Origin of the sequence: Flavobacterium sp. UBA2787 (assembly GCA_002352205.1) — a bacterium.
Classification (GTDB): domain Bacteria; phylum Bacteroidota; class Bacteroidia; order Flavobacteriales; family Flavobacteriaceae; genus Flavobacterium.
This window is the reverse complement of the sequence record DEHZ01000005.1, coordinates 1-20,333: the sequence shown is the minus strand read 5'-3', so window position 1 is coordinate 20,333 and position 20,333 is coordinate 1. Positions and strand designations below refer to the sequence as shown.

The 20,333-nt window shown below is 36.3% G+C and carries 16 protein-coding genes; 12 read left to right on the top strand and 4 right to left on the bottom strand.

Translation table 11 applies throughout. The annotated features are described in order from the left end of the window. Nucleotides 1-140: 140 nt before the first annotated feature. Nucleotides 141-569, bottom strand: coding sequence for a MarR family winged helix-turn-helix transcriptional regulator (locus B4N66_RS04140; protein ID WP_291092561.1), 429 nt, complete (start codon nucleotides 567-569; stop codon nucleotides 141-143). Nucleotides 570-665: 96 nt separating this feature from the next. After that, nucleotides 666-1,529, bottom strand: coding sequence for an MBL fold metallo-hydrolase (locus B4N66_RS04135; RefSeq protein ID WP_291092560.1), 864 nt, complete (start codon nucleotides 1,527-1,529; stop codon nucleotides 666-668). Nucleotides 1,530-1,700: 171 nt separating this feature from the next. Between B4N66_RS04135 and B4N66_RS04130 the strand changes: the two genes are divergently transcribed. The 5 genes from B4N66_RS04130 (at nucleotide 1,701) to B4N66_RS04110 (ending at nucleotide 6,400) form a co-directional block, all read left to right on the top strand. Continuing rightward, on the top strand, nucleotides 1,701-2,030 hold the full coding sequence (locus B4N66_RS04130; protein WP_188361480.1) for a HesB/IscA family protein: 330 nt from the start codon (nucleotides 1,701-1,703) through the stop codon (nucleotides 2,028-2,030). A 61-nt stretch (nucleotides 2,031-2,091) separates the two neighbouring features. Further along, entirely contained in the window at nucleotides 2,092-3,540 is a 1,449-nt protein-coding gene (gene sufB, locus B4N66_RS04125) for a Fe-S cluster assembly protein SufB (RefSeq protein ID WP_291092557.1), read from the top strand. 134 nt (nucleotides 3,541-3,674) lie between these two features. After that, a complete protein-coding gene (sufC, locus tag B4N66_RS04120; protein ID WP_291092556.1) occupies nucleotides 3,675-4,424 on the top strand; it encodes a Fe-S cluster assembly ATPase SufC in 750 nt (249 codons plus the stop codon). A gap of 108 nt (nucleotides 4,425-4,532) precedes the next feature. Beyond that, entirely contained in the window at nucleotides 4,533-5,849 is a 1,317-nt protein-coding gene (sufD, locus tag B4N66_RS04115) for a Fe-S cluster assembly protein SufD (RefSeq protein WP_291092555.1), read from the top strand. Between the two features lie 11 nt (nucleotides 5,850-5,860). Next, nucleotides 5,861-6,400: a hypothetical protein gene (locus tag B4N66_RS04110; RefSeq protein WP_291092554.1), complete on the top strand. Its 540-nt coding sequence runs from the start codon at nucleotides 5,861-5,863 to the stop codon at nucleotides 6,398-6,400. A gap of 262 nt (nucleotides 6,401-6,662) precedes the next feature. Here B4N66_RS04110 and B4N66_RS04105 read toward each other — a convergent pair whose 3' ends face one another. Further along, a complete protein-coding gene (locus tag B4N66_RS04105; protein ID WP_291092553.1) occupies nucleotides 6,663-8,009 on the bottom strand; it encodes a serine hydrolase domain-containing protein in 1,347 nt (448 codons plus the stop codon). A 153-nt stretch (nucleotides 8,010-8,162) separates the two neighbouring features. On the opposite strand from B4N66_RS04105, the gene B4N66_RS04100 reads away from it, so the two are divergent. The 6 genes from B4N66_RS04100 (at nucleotide 8,163) to B4N66_RS04075 (ending at nucleotide 12,195) form a co-directional block, all read left to right on the top strand. Then, nucleotides 8,163-9,377 carry an aminotransferase class V-fold PLP-dependent enzyme gene (locus B4N66_RS04100; RefSeq protein WP_291092552.1) on the top strand — a complete coding sequence of 405 codons (1,215 nt, stop codon included), beginning with the start codon at nucleotides 8,163-8,165 and terminating at the stop codon, nucleotides 9,375-9,377. Nucleotides 9,378-9,386: 9 nt separating this feature from the next. Beyond that, complete coding sequence (locus B4N66_RS04095; RefSeq protein WP_291092551.1) at nucleotides 9,387-9,827, top strand: hypothetical protein; 441 nt, start codon at nucleotides 9,387-9,389, stop codon at nucleotides 9,825-9,827. Continuing rightward, nucleotides 9,817-10,236 (top strand): SufE family protein, encoded by a 420-nt coding sequence (locus B4N66_RS04090; RefSeq protein ID WP_291092550.1) that lies wholly within the window; start codon nucleotides 9,817-9,819, stop codon nucleotides 10,234-10,236. The genes B4N66_RS04095 and B4N66_RS04090 overlap by 11 nt, the downstream gene beginning before the upstream one ends. A 59-nt stretch (nucleotides 10,237-10,295) precedes the next feature. After that, the gene (locus B4N66_RS04085) at nucleotides 10,296-10,619 is read left to right on the top strand and encodes an SUF system Fe-S cluster assembly protein (protein WP_291092549.1); all 324 of its coding nucleotides are present in this window, start codon (nucleotides 10,296-10,298) and stop codon (nucleotides 10,617-10,619) included. 70 nt (nucleotides 10,620-10,689) lie between these two features. Beyond that, complete coding sequence (locus B4N66_RS04080; protein WP_291092548.1) at nucleotides 10,690-11,196, top strand: DUF2480 family protein; 507 nt, start codon at nucleotides 10,690-10,692, stop codon at nucleotides 11,194-11,196. A gap of 78 nt (nucleotides 11,197-11,274) precedes the next feature. Beyond that, nucleotides 11,275-12,195 (top strand): DUF3078 domain-containing protein, encoded by a 921-nt coding sequence (locus tag B4N66_RS04075; protein WP_291092547.1) that lies wholly within the window; start codon nucleotides 11,275-11,277, stop codon nucleotides 12,193-12,195. 257 nt (nucleotides 12,196-12,452) lie between these two features. Here the strand turns inward: B4N66_RS04075 and hflX are convergent, their stop codons facing one another. After that, a complete protein-coding gene (gene hflX, locus B4N66_RS04070) occupies nucleotides 12,453-13,676 on the bottom strand; it encodes a GTPase HflX (protein WP_291092545.1) in 1,224 nt (407 codons plus the stop codon). A gap of 190 nt (nucleotides 13,677-13,866) precedes the next feature. Between hflX and B4N66_RS04065 the strand changes: the two genes are divergently transcribed. After that, nucleotides 13,867-20,333: fibronectin type III domain-containing protein (locus B4N66_RS04065; RefSeq protein ID WP_291092543.1), on the top strand; the 6,467-nt coding region annotated here is incomplete at its 3' end.

Genomic DNA, 20,333 nt, shown 5'->3' with positions numbered 1-20,333 from the left:
AAGATTTCTTTAGTTCAAAAGATTTCTGTTATTTGACTTTAAGCAGAATAAATGGATGTTATAACCAACAAGCTTAACATCACTAAATAGGTGATAATTCGTAACATAACTGATTTGTTTTTTTTGATTGATGATTGAAACTATTTACAATTTTGACTGATTTTTTTCAAAACCCTATCCACAATTTCTAACTCAGCTTGATTAATTCCGGTTAGTGCGATTTGACGGTTTTCTTGAACTACTTGATATACTTTTTCGATGGTTTTTGAACCCAATTTTGTGATTTTTAGAACTGATTTTCTTCTGTCGTTTTGATCTTTTTTTCGTTCTAAATAATCTGATTTTACTAATAATTCGATAATTCGTGTCACAGAAGCATTGTCTTTAAAAACCATATCAGCCAATTCATTTTGAGCAATATCCGGGTTTTCGTTAATGGTTTTTAGCACAAGCCATTGATCGATTGTGATCTTTAATCCGTTTTCTTTTAATCGTTTTTGAGCAAACATTCGATACGTTCGAATACTTTGATCCATCGAATAAAAAATAACACTACTTATTTTTTCCATATTATAATTTTAATCAAAATTAAAAATGATTTATCAATAATTGATATATCAATTAAATAATTAATACAAGTTTAACAATTTGGAAGGATTGAATTTTTAAAGGTTTAGGATGTCCTTACACGAAAAAACCTCTTTCAAACGAACACCTTTTTCGGTTTTTTCAACAGTGATTATTTCGTTGTGAGCATCGTGTTCTAAAAATAAATAGTAATTATTTTCAGCTGCGGCATTCATAAATTTCGCTTTTTCATCCAAAGTTAAAAGCGGTCTGGTATCGTAACCCATCACATACGGAATCGGGATATGTCCTGCCGTAGCCAACAAATCCGCACAAAAAACGATGGTTTTATCTTCGTATTGGATGTGAGGAAGCATTTGCTTTTCGGTATGACCATCCACATAAAAAATTCCGAAATCCATTTCTTCCGAAAAACCAAAATCACTGTTTGGTCTTTTGATAAAATTCAACTGACCGCTTTCTTGCATCGGAATGATATTTTCGTGCAGAAAAGAAGCTTTTTCACGTGAATTTGGTTTGGTTGCCCATTCCCAATGATTTTCATTCGTCCAGAATTTTGCATTTTTGAAAGCGACGTCATAACCGGTTTTATCCTCATTCCAATTTACACTGCCGCCACAATGGTCAAAATGAAGGTGTGTCATAAAAACATCCGTTACATCATCCCGATGAAAACCATATTTTGCAAGTGATTTATCTAAAGAATGTTCGCCCCAAAGCGAATAATAACCAAAAAATTTATCCGATTGTTTGTTGCCCATTCCGGTGTCAATCAACGTCAATCGATTTCCGTTTTCAATCAATAAACAGCGAGCAGCAATGTCGATGAGGTTGTTTTCATCTGCCGGATTTGTTCGGTTCCAAATGGTTTTTGGCACCACGCCAAACATAGCTCCGCCGTCGAGTTTAAAGTTTCCGGCTTCAATGGGGTATAGTTTCATAATTGTAATTTGATAGTAAAATGTTTCGCAAATTACTAAAAACTTACCTTTTTAAAGCGTAATTATAACTATTTTCTATCCATCCATTCGTTATAAAAATGTTAGGAATCCTTTTAAAATTCCTATTTTGATGTATCTTTGCAGTTAATTTAGACAAAATCAAAATAGCAAATGATTAAAGTTTCAGATACAGCCAAAAAGAAAATCATCAATTTGATGGAAGATGATGGTTTTGATGCTGCCCGAGATTACGTTCGAGTTGGCGTAAAAAGTGGTGGTTGCTCCGGTTTGTCTTATGATTTAAAATTTGACAAAGAAATTGGAGAAAACGATAAAGTATTCGAAGACAACAATATACGAGTAGCTGTTGAAAAGAAAAGTTTCCTTTATTTAGCCGGAACTATTTTAGAATTTTCCGGTGGTTTAAATGGAAAAGGATTTGTGTTTAACAATCCAAATGCGAACAGAACGTGTGGTTGCGGAGAAAGTTTTTCGCTTTAAAAATTAAATTATTTTCAACCGTGAAAGAGTTCAAAACGCTGTTAGGGTTAATATAAAAAAAATGGCAAAATATACCGAAGACGACTTAAAAGTCGAATTAGAAAGCAAAGAATATGAATACGGATTTTATACCGAATTAGACTCGGAAACGTTTCCTATTGGGTTAAATGAAGACATTGTCCGTGCGATTTCTATGAAAAAAGAAGAACCGCAATGGATGACCGATTGGCGTTTGGAAGCTTTTCGTGCTTGGCAAGAAATGATCGAGCCGGAATGGGCAAATGTACATTATGAAAAACCCGATTTTCAAGCGATTTCGTATTATTCTGCTCCAAAAAAAGCAGATCCAAATAAAACATTAGACGATGTTGATCCGGAATTATTAGCGATGTATAAAAAGCTCGGAATTTCGATTGATGAACAGAAAAAAATGAATAATGTGGCGATGGATATTGTTGTGGATTCTGTTTCTGTAGCTACGACTTTCAAAAAGACATTAAACGAAAAAGGAATTATTTTCTGTTCGATTTCTGATGCAATTAAAGAACATCCGGAGTTAGTTCAGAAATATTTAGGAACCGTTGTTCCGCAACGAGATAATTTTTATGCCGCTTTGAATTCCGCTGTTTTTTCAGATGGAAGTTTTTGTTATATTCCAAAAGGCGTTCGTTGTCCGATGGAGTTATCAACTTATTTCCGAATCAATCAAGCCGGAACAGGTCAGTTTGAACGAACGTTATTAATTGCCGATGAAGGCAGTTATGTTTCGTATTTAGAAGGTTGTACTGCACCAAGCCGCGACGAAAATCAATTGCACGCTGCTGTGGTTGAACTTATTGCGATGGATGATGCCGAAATAAAATATTCAACCGTTCAAAACTGGTATCCCGGAAATAAAGAAGGAAAAGGTGGTGTTTTTAATTTTGTGACCAAAAGAGGTTTGTGCGAGAAAAACGCTAAGATTTCTTGGACACAAGTTGAAACCGGTTCAGCCATTACTTGGAAATATCCTTCAGTAATTTTAAAAGGAAATAACTCAATTGGCGAGTTTTATTCAATAGCCGTAACCAATAATCATCAGCAAGCCGACACCGGAACAAAGATGATTCATTTAGGGAAAAACACTAAATCAACCATTATTTCCAAAGGAATTTCTGCCGGAAAATCACAAAACAGTTACCGAGGTTTGGTTCGAATTAGTGCCAATGCCGATAATGCCAGAAACTTTTCACAATGTGATTCACTTTTGATGGGAAATAATTGTGGAGCACACACTTTTCCGTATATTGAAAGTAAAAACACATCTGCAAAAATTGAACACGAAGCAACGACCTCCAAAATTGGAGAAGACCAGGTTTTTTATTGCAATCAACGTGGTATTCCAACCGAAAAAGCAATTGCATTAATAGTAAACGGTTTCAGTAAAGAAGTATTGAATAAATTACCAATGGAATTCGCCGTGGAAGCACAAAAATTGTTAGAGATTTCGTTGGAAGGTTCGGTAGGTTAAATATGTTTCAAGTTTCAGGTTTCAAGTTATGCCTGAACGAAACAAAAGAACAATCAAAAAAGATAAATAAATATTAAATGTTTCAAAAAGTGAATAAAACGAACTTGAAACATTAAACTTGAAACAAAAACAAAATGTTAAGCATAAAAAATTTACACGCTTCCATCGAAGACAAAGAAATATTAAAAGGCATCAACCTTGAAATTAAAGCCGGAGAAGTACATGCCATTATGGGTCCAAACGGATCAGGGAAAAGTACACTTTCTGCTGTAATCGCCGGAAATGAAAATTACGAAGTAACCGAAGGTTCAGTTGAATTATTAGACGAAGATTTAGCCGATTTAGCTCCGGAAGAAAGAGCTCACAAAGGCATTTTCTTATCGTTTCAATATCCCGTGGAAATCCCAGGAGTTTCGGTAACGAATTTTATGAAAACGGCCATCAACGAAAGCAGAAAAGCTAACGGAAAAGAAGAAATGCCGGCTAATGAAATGCTAAAATTGATTCGTGAAAAATCAGAATTATTAGAAATTGATCGTAAGTTTTTATCTCGTTCATTAAACGAAGGTTTTTCGGGGGGAGAGAAAAAACGTAACGAAATTTTTCAAATGGCAATGTTAGAACCCAAATTAGCCATCTTAGACGAGACCGATTCAGGTTTAGATATTGATGCTTTGCGAATTGTAGCAAATGGCGTGAATAAATTGAAAAGCCAAGAAAATGCCGTTTTAGTAATCACGCATTATCAACGTTTATTAGATTATATCATCCCTGATTTTGTTCACGTTTTGATGGACGGAAAAATCGTTAAATCCGGCGGAAAAGAATTAGCTTACGAGTTAGAAGAAAAAGGTTACGATTGGATAAAAAGTGAATTGGTTTAACACAATATTGTCATGCTGACGAAGGAAGCATCTCATTATAAGATTCCTCGTTCCTCGGGTACGAGAGCTATGCTCGAACTGGCGAAGTAATGACAAAAGAATAACAAAATGGATTTAAAAGAAAAATTAGTATCATCTTTCATGGCCTTTGAAGAACGAATCGATGTAACCGCCGAGTTGCACGACATTCGAACTTCTGCCATAAAAAACTTTGAAAATAAAGGTTTCCCAACCAAAAAAGAGGAAGCTTGGAAATATACATCACTGAATTCAGTATTAAAAAACGACTTTTCTGTTTTCCCAAAAAGAGAAAATTCAATTGAATTTAAAGATGTCAAGAAATTTTTTCTACACGAAATAGACACCTACAAATTAGTGTTTATCGATGGAAAATTCAGTTCGTTTATGTCGTCAACAACGCACGAAGGAATAGATGTTTGCTTACTTTCTTCTGTGTTAACAAAGCCAAAATACAAAATGGTTTTGGATACTTATTTCAACCAAATCGCCAGCAAAGACGAAAGTTTAACCACATTAAATACTGCTTTTGCACAAGAAGGAGCGTTCATCAACATCCCAAAAAGTAAAGTAGCCGACAAACCAATTGAAATCATTCATTTCTCTACTGGAGTCGAAAGTGCGTTGATGGTGCAACCTCGAAATTTGATTATTGTAGGCGAAAATGCTCACGTGCAAATCATCGAACGTCATCAAAGTTTAAACAGCAATCCGGTTTTGACTAATTCAGTAACCGAAATTTTTGCTCAAAAAAGAGCGATTGTCGATTATTATAAAATTCAAAATGACGAACAAACAGCCAATTTAATTGACAATACGTATATTTCTCAAAAACAAGAGAGTAGAGTTGCGGTTCATACCTTTTCGTTTGGTGGAAACATTACCAGAAACAACCTGAATTTCTACCACTTTGGCGAACGAATCGATTCAACTTTAAAAGGAATCACGATTATTGGCGACAAGCAACACGTGGATCATTACACGTTGGTGAATCACGCCACACCCAATTGCGAAAGCCATCAAAACTATAAAACCATTTTAGGCGGAAGTTCAACCGGCGTTTTCAACGGAAAGATTTTCGTGGAAAAAGAAGCCCAAAAAACCGATGCTTTTCAGCAAAATAATAACATTTTATTAAGCGACAAAGCGACCATCAACGCCAAACCACAATTGGAAATTTTTGCCGATGATGTCAAATGTTCACATGGCTGCACTATTGGTCAGCTCGACGAAAGTGCGATGTTCTATATGCAACAACGCGGCATCCCGAAAAAAGAAGCCAAAGCATTATTGCTATATGCATTTTCCAACGAAGTCATCGAAAGCATCAAAATACCTGAACTCAAACAACGCATCACGAAGATTATTGCGATGAAATTAGGAGTGAATTTGGGGTTTGATTTGTAGTTTACAAAAAGTTGAAAAGTAAATTTTTAAAACTTTTAATCCTATTTTGTCTTTTTTGGACTCAGTTTTCCAATGCTCAATTTTTTAAAGAAAACTTTTATTACGAAGGTGAGGTTGGATTTATAGCAGGCTTTTTTGTTACCAATCAAGACGAAAAAACAGAAGTGTTTTCAATCAGCGGATTGAGTTTTAGAGGAGGCGTTGGCGTTCACAACAACGAAGGAAGTTTGTTTATTGGAATAAACTCCGGAATAGAAGGAAATTTCAGGCGAGATACCGGAGTTTTACCCGTTTACTTAAACAGTAAATTCTTTATTGATTTAACCGAGAAAACCAAACTCTTGCTTTCGTTTGGCTATGGAAGAAGTTTTCAAATTGGAACTGAAAATTACTCAGGATATCTCCGAAAATATACAATTGGTGTCACAAAAGAAACAGAGAAAGACAACTATTTCGGCGTGTTTTTTGAAATAAATAACCATGGTTTTTATTTTCCCGACGGCTTTAAGGCTGTTACATTGAATGTTGGAATCAACTATACTTTTCTGTAAATAGTTCGTTTTTTAATTCTTTGAAGCGAATGGTTCGGGCATTTCAGGAAACCATATTCCCGCTTTTCGTTGCAATAAAAAAGTCCCGAGAAAAACCGGAACTTTTTTATTTCCACTGCAACCTGCCTGCCGGTAGGCAAGGTCGGGCTAGAGGATTTACTGTATTGAACTTCAGGGAAATTTATTCTTTTGAATTTCAAAAAAAAATTTCTTCAAACTTTGCGTCCTTTGCGATTTTTCCTTTGTGCTCTTTGCGGTTAAATTATAACTTAATAGATGAAATAACACCTTTCATCATCCCATTAAAATCAAAATCCTCATCTTCCGTCAATCCAAAACGAACAATCACCATTTCTTTACTCGGAATAATAATCACTTTCTGACCTTGAAATCCGCCACAGAAATACATATCTTTTGGCACATCAGGATATTTCCCGCCGGCGTTTAGCCAAAAATGACCACCATATTCTCCGTTGGAAGTGGGTGTAGGAGTCGCCACATACTTCGCCCAACTTTTATCAAAAATTTGCTCACCATTCCAATTGCCTTCGTGCAAATAAAGTAAGCCAAATTTCGCCCAATCACGAGCCGTTGCCCATCCATACGAAGAACCAACGAAATTTCCGGCCATATCAGGTTCAATCAACATCGAATGCATTCCAATTTTATCAATTAAAGACGAATACCAAAAATCCAAATAATCCTGATGATTTTGAAATTGTCTTCGCAATATTCCCGACAGCAAATTCGTTGTTCCCGAAGAATAATTCCAATGTGTATTCGGTGCAAAAGCAGCGGGTTTTTCCAATTGAACTTTCGTCATATCTTCCGCTAAAAAAAGCATTTTAGTTACATCCGAAATTTTCCCATAATCTTCTTCCCATTCCAAACCGGAATTCATTTGAATTAAATTATGCAATGTAATTTTTGATCGTTCATCATTTGCCCATTCTTTCACAGAAGCAGGTTTATTAATATCAATTTTACCTTGTTGTTGCAAAATTCCAAAATAAGTAGCCGTGATACTTTTCGTCATTGACCAACCCAAAAATTTAGTGTTTTTAGAAAAACCATCTTCATATTTTTCGGCAATGATTTTATCTTTATAAATCACTAAAAGAGCTCTTGTTCGCTTAATTTTTTCACCTTTTTTATCAAATGCATTCGCAACCGCTTGATTTAATTTTTCATAATTCACATCCGGAAAAATTGAATCTTTTGGTTCAAGATTTCCATACGGAAAAGGTAAATTCGTTTCGTTTTTTGTTCGATTCGGAACCAAATAGGGCTTCGCTTCATCAAAATCATCGTTTATCAAAGTAGCTCCCAAGCCTTCTCGGTAAATGGCTTTTCGTTTTTTTAATCCAAAAGCAGAAGAAATGACAAATTTTCCTTGTTCATCAATTTCGTTTTTTGCCAATCGAACACTTTCAATATCATTATCTCCATTCTCAATAACTTCTAGCGGTCTTCCATCAATAAAATATCCGGAAGCGACACTTTTTGCAGAAAAACCGGAAACAATATTCAACTTTGGATAAGTTGTTATTCCAGTATAAATAATAAAAAGTACAATAGCAATACCAAGAAATTTGAAGAATTTTTTCATTTGAAATTTATTTAGTGCAATGTATAAAATTATCTCAAATGAAAATCAATCGTTGGCATTTTCAGTTGATACAATTCATAAAAATTCGTGAATTCGTGGCAGATACGCAATCCTTTTTACTACTTTTGTATTTAGAATTTTTCTAAATAAAAAATGATAAACATTCAAAAAATTAGAGCCGATTTCCCGATACTTTCTCAAACCGTAAACGGAAGACCGCTTGTTTATTTCGATAACGCAGCAACTTCGCAAAAACCACAAGTGGTGATTGATGCAGAAGCCAATTATTATAAAGAAATTAATGCCAATATTCATCGTGGTGTACACACGTTGAGTCAGTTGGCCACAGATGCGTATGAAGCTTCACGATTAAAAATTCAACAGCACATCAACGCAAAATTTAGTCACGAAGTGCTTTTTACTTCCGGAACTACGCACGGAATTAATTTGGTTGCGAGTGGATTTGCTTCTTTTTTAAAACAAGGAGATGAGGTGATGGTTTCTGCGTTAGAACACCACAGCAACATTGTTCCTTGGCAAATGTTGTGCGAAAAAACCGGAGCCAAACTGGTTGTGATTCCGATGAATGAATCGGGTGAATTAATTCTTTCAGAATACGAACGATTACTTTCAGATAAAACCAAAATTGTAACCGTAAATCATATTTCCAATGCATTGGGAACCATTAATCCAATTAAATGGATGATTGAAAAAGCCCACGAAGTGGGTGCAGCGGTTTTAATCGATGGAGCACAAGCAACTCCGCATCTAAAACCAAATGTGCAAGACTTGGATTGTGATTTTTATGTATTTTCCGGACACAAAATCTGCGGACCAACCGGTACAGGAATTTTATACGGAAAAGAAGCCTGGTTAAACAAATTGCCACCCTATCAAGGCGGAGGCGAAATGATTGCCACCGTTTCTTTTGAAAAAACAACCTATGCGGAATTACCTCATAAATTTGAAGCCGGAACACCCAATATTGCAGGAGGTATTGTGCTCGGAACCGCCATTGATTATCTCAACGAAATAGGTTTTGATAACATTGCAGCTTATGAAAACGAATTGTTAGAATACGGAACCAACAGATTGTTAGAAATTGAAGGATTAAAAATTTATGGCACATCCAATCAAAAAACTTCCGTAATTTCGTTTAATATTGATGGCATTCATCCGTATGACGTTGGTACGATAATTGACAAGCTAGGAATAGCGGTTCGCACCGGACATCATTGTGCTCAGCCGATTATGGATTTTTATCAAATTCAGGGAACATTGAGAGCTTCATTTGCGTTTTATAACACCAAAGAAGAAATTGATGCCTTGGTAGAAGCCGTTAAAAAAGCAAAACTAATGTTGTCTTAAAAACAGATTATGAAAACTATTACAATGATTTTCCTTTCGCTTTTTTTAGCAAACAATTGTAGTCAAAAGGAAAAAGAAGAGATGAAGAAAGCGGCCATCGAATACCAAGCCATTTCGAGAGGAAGTTATGTGAATATACAAATCCAAAATGAAACCCTTTCCATTGTTAGAAAGAGAGATGAAAAGGCAAAAAGCTATCAATTGGCAAAAGAGGATTTTAAAGAATTAGCTGATTTGTTTGTAAAAATTGATCTAAATCAACTGGAAAACTATAAAGGACCAGAGGAAAAACGTTTTTATGATGGTGCAGCAATGGCTAATGTCAGAATTGTATATGAAGGAAAAGTTTATCAATCACAAACCTTCGATCATGATAGTCCACCAGTTGAGATTGAAGCGTTTGTAAACAAAATAGTCTCGTTTGTAAAAACAGAAAACAATGACAATTAAAGAAATACAAGACGAAATCGTTGACGAGTTTTCAATGTTTGATGATTGGATGCAACGCTACGAATACATCATCGAACTTGGAAAAACATTACCGTTGATTGATGAAAAATATAAAACCGAGGAAAACATCATCAAAGGATGTCAATCAAAAGTGTGGTTGCAAGGCGAAGAACAGGACGGAAAAATTATGTTTACAGCCGATAGCGATGCCATTTTAACCAAAGGAATCATCGCCATTTTAATCCGAACATTTTCGAACCAAAAACCATCCGCCATTTTAGAAGCCAATACCGATTTTATTGATGAAATAGGATTGAAAGAACATTTGTCTCCAACTCGTGCAAACGGTTTGGTCTCAATGATAAAAAAGATAAAAATGTATGCGTTAGCTTTTGAAGCTAAGAATTAAAAAAAAGACTTATTGACTTTGTGCCTTAGTGGCAAAAACAAAACTTAGAAGTAAACAAAATGGAAGAATATAAAGACGAAATAAACCTAGGCGAATCGGTTGTAAAAGTCCTCAAAGGAATTTACGACCCCGAAATACCAGTCGATATTTATGAACTCGGATTAATCTACGACGTAATGATCAACGAAGACAATGATGTAAAAGTTTTAATGACTTTAACATCACCCAATTGTCCTGTTGCCGAAACATTGCCAAGAGAAGTAGAAGAAAAAATAAAATCACTCGATGCCGTAAAATCGTGCGAAGTAGAAATCACTTTCGACCCACCGTGGAGCAAAGATTTAATGAGCGAAGAAGCAAAATTGGAATTAGGAATGTTGTAAAAAAGTTTCAAGTTTCAGGTTTCAGGTTCAGCAACTTGAAACTTGAAACTTTAGACCTGAAACAAAAGACATGAACGAAATCATCAACAAAGTGGCCAATTCTTCCTTAGAAGTGTTCGATTTAGAGGATTATTATCCCACCGGAATCCGAACACAAATTGATATTGCTCATTGGCTCGAAGAAGGATTTTTACTTAAAGAAAAAAATTTCCGCGAAGCGTTAAAAAACCACGATTGGTCGCAATATCAAAACCATTTTGTGGCGATTTATTGCTCTACCGACGCTATTTTACCGGCTTGGGCAACTATTGTGGTTACGGTTCATCTTCAGCCGTTTGCAAAAAAAATCATTTTAGGCAAAAAAGAAGAAATCGACACCTTATTATATAGCGAGATCCTCAGCCAAATCGATTATTCCATTTACCAAGGAAAACCGGTCATTCTTAAAGGATGTTCCAAAAAACCGGTTCCGGAATCAGCCTATATTTTTGCTATTCAAAATCTACAAAAAGTAGCCAAAAGCGTTATGTTTGGCGAAGCTTGTTCTGCTGTTCCGTTATATAAAGCTCAAAAATAGACGGCCTTTAAGCAGAAAAAAATTGTTAATTTTAGAACAATTATTAACTTTGTCCCGCAAAATCTTAAAATTTAAAGGATGAAAAAAGTAGTAATTGCACTTAGTTTCATGTTTGGGCTACAAGTTTCAGCTCAACAAGAAGTAGTAAAAAGTGTCGAAGAAGTAGTTAAAGCTGTCAACGACACCACACGAACCAACGGGTGGATTAAAAAAGGAAACATCTCGTTCTTGTTCAATCAATCAACATTTGACAATTGGGTTGCCGGTGGCGAAAACAATATTTCAGGAAATCTCGGACTCAACTACGATTTCAATTACAAAAGTGAAGATTGGTCTTGGGACAACAAAGTAATTGCATCCTACGGTATCGTGAAAACCAAAAACTCAGAGTTTGAAAAGAAAACCGATGACCGTTTCGAGTTTAATTCACTTGCCGGAAAAAAAGCTGGAGGATATTGGTATTATTCCGCTTTTCTTAACTTCAGAACACAATTCACAAAAGGTTTTGTTTACGGAACAGATGAAAACGGCAGAGAAATCAGAACCGAAAACACCAATTTTATGTCGCCGGGTTACCTCACTTTTGGTCCGGGTATGATGTGGAAAAAAAGCGATAATTTCAAATTCAATTTAGCTCCATTATCATCAAAAATGACTTTTGTTGACAAAGATTATACTTCTGTTCCGGGCTATGTTGACGGAAGTTATTTTGGCGTAGATGAAGGAAAATCAATGCGTTACGAGCTCGGTTTCTACGCAGCAGGTTACTATAAATTCAATTTATTCGAAAACGTTTCTGCCGAAAATATCCTGAGTTTATATTCCAATTATCTCGAAGATCCACAAAACGTAGACGTTGATTATCAGTTAAATATCGTAATGACCATCAATAAATTCCTATCCACCAACCTGTCGTTCCAAACCATTTATGACGACAATGCATTTCGCGGTTTCCAAACCCGTCAAGTGTTGGGAGTGGGCGTGAATTACGGATTTTAATAATATAATTTATCCCCAATCTTGTCATTCCGACGAAGGAGACTCGAGCGAAGCGAACAGGCGAAGCAAATCTCTTTTTTCGGAATGATTTTTTTTTGGGGCGAACGGCCGGGCTTTCCGTTCCAAGTTTTTCAAAAAAATTAAGTTTTGCAAGCCACCCAAAGAGCTTCCGTTGGTCGCTTTTGTTTGTCAGCAAAACTAAAAATTTTTTTAAAAAAGCTTTCCACTGCAATCCCTGTCGCAATCTGTGCTATAAACTATTCCTCATCCACAGCATCCTTATAATCCGGATACAAAAATTTATTATACGGAAAACGAGTCACGTGAATTTCCCTCACAGCTTCATACACTTTTTCTCTAAATTCTTCAAAATTCTCTTTATTCGTCGCAGAAATAAACAACGCACGATCTTCACCCACATTACTCATCCATGTGGCTTTCCATTCTTCCAACGAATAATGCTTACTGGTTTTTTCAATCATCAAATCATCTTCATCAAATTGAGCAGGTTTGTAGGCATCAATCTTATTAAAAACCATAATTGTGTGTTTATCGGCACTTTTAATATCTTGCAAAATCTGATTTACCGAGGCAATATGATGTTCAAAATCCGGATGCGAAATATCAACAACGTGAAGTAGTAAATCGGCTTCACGTACTTCATCCAGCGTACTTTTAAACGATTCCACCAACTGAGTTGGCAATTTTCGAATAAAACCAACCGTATCCGAAAGCAAAAACGGTAAATTCTTAATCACCACTTTTCGCACAGTTGTATCTAGCGTTGCAAATAATTTATTCTCTACAAAAACATCGCTTTTTCCAACCGCATTCATCAACGTCGATTTTCCCACATTGGTATATCCCACCAAAGCAACACGAACCAGCGAACCACGATTTCCGCGTTGCACCGACATTTGTTTGTCAATCGTCTTGATTTTATCTTTCAACAATGCAATTCGGTCACGCACAATTCGTCTATCGGTTTCAATCTCTGTTTCACCCGGACCACGCATACCAATTCCACCACGTTGCCGTTCCAAGTGCGTCCACATTCCCGATAATCTCGGCAGCAAATATTGACACTGAGCCAACTCAACCTGTGTTCTGGCATAAGAAGTTTCGGCACGTTGAGCAAAAATGTCCAAAATTAGGTTGGTTCGGTCTAATACCTTACAATCCAAAATTTTAGTAATATTTTTTTGTTGAGAAGGCGAGAGTTCATCATCAAAAATCACGGTAGAAACGTCGTTTTCAACAATATATTTATGAATTTCTTCAATTTTCCCTGTTCCAACAAAGGTTTTAGGATGAGCTTTTTCAAGTCGTTGCCAAAAACGCTTAATCACTTCACCGCCAGCAGTAAACGTTAAAAACTCTAATTCATCTAGAAATTCATTCAATTTAGACTCATCTTGTTCTTTCGTAACAATTCCTACTACAACTGTCTTTTCAAAACTTGTTTTTTCTTTTTCTAGCATATTCAATTAAATGTCTTGCAAAATTAAGCAATTCAGAAGCTTTTCTGACCAAATTAAAGAAACAAAAGAAATAAATATGTTGAATTATTTAGTTAAAAATTAAAATAATGTTACATAATTCTTAATTTTTGTTAAATTTGGCTCTCTAAACCTACGAAAAAAAATTACAAAACAATCTAAACTTTCATTTATGAAAAGAATTACTTTACTATTACTGTTGTTTTTGCTGACAGGAACAGTTGCGTATTCTCAGGTTCCTCAAAATTTTGAGGGCGGAATACCACCCGGTTGGACATTTTACAACAACGCATTCGGTGCCTTTCAGTGGACAACCGTAAATGCTGTAACTACACCTCCAACAGTTTGCCAGGGCAGTATTTCTGCTTTTGTCAACGGTAGAGAAAATATTGGTGCCGGTAACACTTCTGAAAAGTGGTTAGTGTCATCATTAGTTACAGTTCCTGATAATGGACAATTGTTATTCTCAACCCGTTCAACAATTAACGGTTTTGATAATACAACGTATCAGATTAGAGTTTCTACTGTTTCTCAGAACAGTGGTTTTTCAATTGTTGCTCAATGGACAGAAGCAGAATTAAATGCTGTTTTTAATATCTGTGAAGAAAAAGAAGTGGATTTAGCTCTTGCCGGATATGAAGGGCAAGACATTTATATTGCATTCGTAATGTTAGTGACACAACCAACTGCTGCTCCAACCGGAGACAGATGGATTGTGGATGATGTTCGTTTGGTTGAAAGATGTATTAATCCTGAAAATATTCAAGTTGGCAGTATTAGCCAAGTTGGAGCAACAATAACATGGGATAATCCGGGCGGAGCAGACCTTTTTGAAGTTGAAATAGTGGAATTTCCTAACACACCAACAGGGGTTGGCGTAGAGGTTGGTCCGGAAACAACTTATCCTGCAACAGGATTAAATGAGTCAACTCAATATGCTGTTTATGTTAGAGCAATATGTTCACAAAGTAATAGTGAATGGGTAGGGCCGGTAAATTTTACAACATCTTCACCGGGATTAACATGTGATTCTGCAATTCCGGTAGGAGGCTTACCTTATTCTACAACCGATAACACAGCTAATTATTTAGATAATATTGATGGTAATCCGGGTGCAGGTTGTGGAGCTGCCGGAAATTTTTTAAACGGTAACGATGTTTTTTATAGCTATACCGCTGATTTTGATGGAGTGGTAAACATTACCATGACACCAACAGGAAACAATTCAGGTTTATTCGTTTATAATAGTTGTGATAATGTTGGGGTAAGTTGTATTGCAGGTGTATCAAGTAATAATGCTACACCAAGAGTTATAGACTTACCTGTTGTTTCAGGTCAGACTTATTATATAGTAATTTCTACAAGCGGAACTCCTGCTACAATTGCTTACACTTTATCTCTACAAGTAGTAAACTGTCCACCTCCAACTAATTTAGGAGCAATTGGTGGATTGACAAGTGCCGTTTTAAATTGGGATGCTAATGGAGCTACATCATGGGAATATGTTTTACAAACTGTTGGATCTACAGTTCCTGCAGGTTCAGGTATTCAAACTAATAGCTTTGATAACGTAAACGTAACCACATTATTTGATGGTACTCCAATTGCGGCTTCAACACAATATCAATATTGGGTAAGAAGAGATTGTGGAGACGGAACATTTAGTGCTTGGGCCGGACCTTATATATTTAATACGACTACATGTGAACCAGCGGATCAATGTTCATATATAATTAGAACTAGAGACACATTTGGAGATAGTTGGAATGGTAATATCATGGAAGTTAGACAAAATGGTATTGTTGTTGCAACAATAACCGGTCCAACAAATGCTGATGGACAAAATCCGGTTGACTTTGTAGTTCAATTATGTACAGGTCAACCTTTTGATTTATTTTGGAGCGTTGCAGGAGGATTCACAAATGAAGTTCGTGTACAAGTAATAAACGATTCAAATCAAACTGTTTACAGTATGGAAGTTGCTTCCGGCGGCTTAGCTGGAACAGTTTTATACACCGATTCTTTAGTAGAATGTGGTGTGCCGGAATGTTTACCTCCAACAGGATTAGCAACAGTGGCTGGTCAAATTTCAGCAGATTCTGCTCAAGTTGAATGGGATGTTGTTCCCGGAATTACAGAATATGAAGTAATTTGGTTACCATCGCCTTCCACATCACCGGGTCCAGATGATTCAGGAACATTAACTACTGAAAATCCATTTTTAATTACAGGATTAGATTCAGGAACAATTTATAATGTTTACATAAGAGCAATTTGTCCAACAGGAACAAGTAACTGGTCAACTGCTTTAACATTCAATACAACAATTTGTGATATAGCCGACCAATGTGCTTATATCATTAGAACACAAGACACATTTGGTGATAGTTGGAATGGTAACATCATGCAAGTTAGACAAAACGGAATTGTTGTTGCAACAATTACCGGTCCAACAAATGCTGATGGACAAAATCCGGTTGACTTCACTGTTCAATTGTGTGATGGATTACCATTTGATTTATTTTGGAGTGTTGCCGGCGGATTTACAAATGAAGTTCGAGTACAAGTAATCAACGATTCAAACCAAACTGTTTACAGTATGGATGTTCCTTCGGGAGCTTTAGCCGGAACCGTTTTATATACTGATTCATTAGTAGAATGTGGTGTGCCGGAATGTTTGGCACCAACAGGCTTAACTATGGTGGCCGGACAAATTTCAGCAGAATCTGCAGAGGTTCAATGGGATGTTGTTCCCGGAATTACAGAATATGAAGTAATTTGGTTACCATCGCCTTCAACTGTACCTACTGCAACTGCTACAGGAACATTAACTACAGATAATCCATTTTTAATCACAGGATTAGAATCAGGAACATTATATGACGTGTATATCAGAGCAATTTGTCCAACCGGAATCGGAAACTGGTCATCTGCTTTAACATTCAATACTACAATTTGTGACTTAGCCGACCAATGTGCTTATATCATCAGAACGCGAGATACATTTGGAGATAGTTGGAATGGCAACATTATGGAAGTTAGACAAAACGGAATTGTTGTTGCAACTATTACGGGTCCAACAAATGCAGATGGACAAAACCCGGTTGACTTTACAGTACAATTATGTAATGGTTTACCATTTGATTTATTTTGGAGTGTTGCCGGTGGATTTACAGGTGAAGTTCGAGTACAAGTAATCAACGATTCAAACCAAACTGTTTACAGTATGGATGTTGCTTCAGGAGGCTTAGCCGGAACTGTTTTATATACCGATTCATTAGTAGAATGTGGTGTGCCGGAATGTTTACCTCCAACTGGAGTTTCTATCGTTACTGTTGGTCAAGAAACAGCTGAGATTGGTTGGGATCCAATACCGGGATTTACAGAGTTCGAAGTTATTGTACTTCCAACAGGTTCTCCTGCTCCAGGAATTGACGACACAGGAACAGTTACCACAGATAACCCTTTTGAAGTTACTTCATTATCACCATCAACAACCTATGATGTTTATGTTAGAGTAATTTGTAGTGAAACAAGCATTAGCAATTGGACTACTGCGTTTTCATTCAATACTACGCAAATACCGGTTGATTTAAATTATTCAGAAGATTTTGAAGCAGCTCATGGATGGTCTTTCGTAAACGGAACTTCTATCAATAAATGGGTTGTTGGAAATGCTACAAATAATGGAGGAACTCAAGCAATGTACATTTCTAATAATAATGGAGCTACAAATACTTACACAACATCACCTGCAACTGTAGTTCATGCTTACCGTGATTTACAAATGCCAACAATATTGAATGAAGTAAATCTATCATTTGATTGGAGAGCAGTAGGAGAAGGATTTGGCGGTTTCCCATTCGATTACTTCAGAGTTTGGTTAGTGCCTGTAACTTTTACGCCAACACCAGGAGTGCAAATTAACGCAGCCAGTGGAGGTCAACAATTAGGTGCTAATTTTAACAATAGTGCTAGTTATGTAAACCAATTATATACTTTGCCATTAGCAGCATTTTCAGATCAAGTACTTCGTTTAGTATTTGAGTGGAGAAATGATGGAGGTGGAGGAACTCAGACACCTGCAGCTATCGACAATATTAATGTTAGTGTTTTAACCTGTCCTTCTCCAAGTGAATTAACAGCTTCAACCGAATTAGGTTCATATTCTGTAGATTTAACATGGACTCCTTCAGGAACTGAAACACAATGGGAAGTAATTATTCAAGAATTAGGAAGTGGAGTTCCAAACGCTTCTTCAACAGGAATAATTGTTAATAGTCCAACATACACTTTCCTTGCATCTGAAGATGTGTTTTACGAATTTTATGTAAGAGCAATTTGTTCGGAAGACGATAAAAGTTTTTGGTCGGGACCAGAGCAATTCTCAATCTACATCCCGCCAGGGTGTGCATCTGTAGATGTTGTTGGTGTTGGTGTTGATATTGTAGATGGTTCAATTGTAGTTTGTCCTGATTCTGATATTGAAGAAATTAACCTTGCAGCTTCCTTCTATGGAATTGCTTCAACTACTTCTTATGCAGTAGAATCAATTACCTATGAACCTCCATTCCCTTTCACTGGTGGTACACAAACATCTGTTGACACAGATGACGTTTGGTCTGATGCTATAGATTTACCGTTTAATTTCTGTTTCTTTGGAGAATCTTTTACACAAGCCAAAGTAGGATCAAATGGAGTTGTACAATTTGGAAATGGAATGACAGATGGTGGGGGTTGTCCATGGGCCTTTACTCAGAGTGTTCCTAATCCTGCATTTCCAATTTTAAATGCAATATATGGAGTTTATCAGGATATAGATCCTTTCATTAATAATGCATTTGCTTCACCAAATATAAACTATCAAGTTTTAGGAACTTATCCATGTAGAGCTTTAGTAGTAAATTTCTCCCAAGTTGCTCAATTTGGAACAGGGTGTAATAATAGTGCTGCCGTTGGTGCACAAACAAGTCAAATTGTAATATATGAAATTTCTAATATTATCGAAGTTTATGTAGAAAGAAGAGTTCCATGTACATCTTGGCAAAATGGAGTTGGAGTTATTGGTATTCAAAACGCATTAGGAACTGTGGGTTATACCCCTCCTGGAAGAAATACAGGAGCTTGGTCTGCTACAGAAGAAGCTTGGAGATTCCTTCCAAATGGAGAATCTGATGTTGATTTCCAATGGTTAATGAATGGTGGTTTTTATAGCAATCAAAATGATATTTCAATCGTTTTAACACCAGAACAGCAACTAGAGTTAGAAACGAACTTAACTCTAACACTTGAAATGGAAGCAATTGCAACCTATGCAACATGTACGCCAGGTGAAGAGGTTACTACTTCTAAAACAGTTGATATTGTTTATATTATTGAATTCCCAAGTAATGATCCAGTTGATTTGGAATCATGTAGTGCTACAGGAACAGCAATTTTTGACTTAACACAAAATAACGCTACCATTTTAGGCACTTTTGATCCGGCATTATTTTTAATTACTTATTATTTATCTGAAGAAGACGCATCAGTTCCTCAAAACCCTATAGAAAATCCTGCAGAGTTTGAAGGTACAGATGGTCAACAAATTTGGGTACGCGTTTCAGATTTAACGAATACTTGTTCTTTGGTTAAATCATTCTTCTTGAATTTTGGAGATGATATTGTCACACCAATTGTAGAGTTTGAATATGATCCTGCTGTAATTTGTGTATCAAGCACAAGTGGTCTTCTATTGCCAACATTAGCAACTGACTTCAATATAGGAGGAGTATTTACATCAACAACTGGTTTAGTAATTGATCCAACAACCGGAGAAATTAATTTAGGAACTAGTACTGCCGGTATTTATGAAGTAGTTTATACTTTAGAAGCACAAGGCTGTACAGAAGGAGGAACATACACTTTTACTATAGAATTAGTAAATGCAGTCACTCCAATTACAGAATTTAGTTACGATGAAGCAGAATATTGTAAGTCTGGATCGAATCCTGTTCTTGTACCTGCCGAAAACTTTGATATAACAGGACAATTTACTGCAACTCCAGCAGGATTAACAATAGACGCGTCTACAGGTGCAATTGATTTATCAACTAGTACTGCAGGTGTTTATGAGATTACTTATTTAGTTTCATCTAACACAGGTGTTTGTGAAATCAATGAAAGCCATACGGTAACACTTACTGTTATCGATGTTGTTGACCCTGTTTTCGATCCAATTACAACTACTTATTGTATTGATGCTACTGCGGATGTATTATTAACAACATCAACAAACGGTATCACAGGAACATGGAGTCCTGCCACAATAGATACTACAGTAGCGGTTGTTGATGCAGAATATATATTTACACCAGATGCAGGACAATGTGCAAATATTGTTACATGGTTAATTACAGTAACAGAAGAAGTTACACCAACATTTGATCCAATAGCTACTGCCTATTGTTTAAACGCAACACCAGACGCTTTACCGGCATCAACAAATGGTATAACAGGAACATGGAGCCCGTCAGCAATAGATACATCTGTAGCGGTTGTAGACGCAGAATATGTGTTTACACCAGACGCAGGTCAATGTGCTGTTCCGGTTACTATATTAGTCACCATCACCTCGGAAATCCTTCCAACATTCGATCC

Excerpts from the sequence above, each read along its gene's own strand:
- B4N66_RS04140 (WP_291092561.1), bottom strand. The coding sequence starts at position 569 with ATGGAAAAAATAAGTAGTGTTATTTTTTATTCGATGGATCAAAGTATT.
- B4N66_RS04135 (WP_291092560.1), bottom strand. The coding sequence starts at position 1,529 with ATGAAACTATACCCCATTGAAGCCGGAAACTTTAAACTCGACGGCGGA.
- B4N66_RS04130 (WP_188361480.1), top strand. The coding sequence starts at position 1,701 with ATGATTAAAGTTTCAGATACAGCCAAAAAGAAAATCATCAATTTGATG.
- sufB (WP_291092557.1), top strand. The coding sequence starts at position 2,092 with ATGGCAAAATATACCGAAGACGACTTAAAAGTCGAATTAGAAAGCAAA.
- sufC (WP_291092556.1), top strand. The coding sequence starts at position 3,675 with ATGTTAAGCATAAAAAATTTACACGCTTCCATCGAAGACAAAGAAATA.
- sufD (WP_291092555.1), top strand. The coding sequence starts at position 4,533 with ATGGATTTAAAAGAAAAATTAGTATCATCTTTCATGGCCTTTGAAGAA.
- B4N66_RS04105 (WP_291092553.1), bottom strand. The coding sequence starts at position 8,009 with ATGAAAAAATTCTTCAAATTTCTTGGTATTGCTATTGTACTTTTTATT.
- B4N66_RS04100 (WP_291092552.1), top strand. The coding sequence starts at position 8,163 with ATGATAAACATTCAAAAAATTAGAGCCGATTTCCCGATACTTTCTCAA.
- B4N66_RS04095 (WP_291092551.1), top strand. The coding sequence starts at position 9,387 with ATGAAAACTATTACAATGATTTTCCTTTCGCTTTTTTTAGCAAACAAT.
- B4N66_RS04090 (WP_291092550.1), top strand. The coding sequence starts at position 9,817 with ATGACAATTAAAGAAATACAAGACGAAATCGTTGACGAGTTTTCAATG.
- B4N66_RS04085 (WP_291092549.1), top strand. The coding sequence starts at position 10,296 with ATGGAAGAATATAAAGACGAAATAAACCTAGGCGAATCGGTTGTAAAA.
- B4N66_RS04080 (WP_291092548.1), top strand. The coding sequence starts at position 10,690 with ATGAACGAAATCATCAACAAAGTGGCCAATTCTTCCTTAGAAGTGTTC.
- B4N66_RS04075 (WP_291092547.1), top strand. The coding sequence starts at position 11,275 with ATGAAAAAAGTAGTAATTGCACTTAGTTTCATGTTTGGGCTACAAGTT.
- hflX (WP_291092545.1), bottom strand. The coding sequence starts at position 13,676 with ATGCTAGAAAAAGAAAAAACAAGTTTTGAAAAGACAGTTGTAGTAGGA.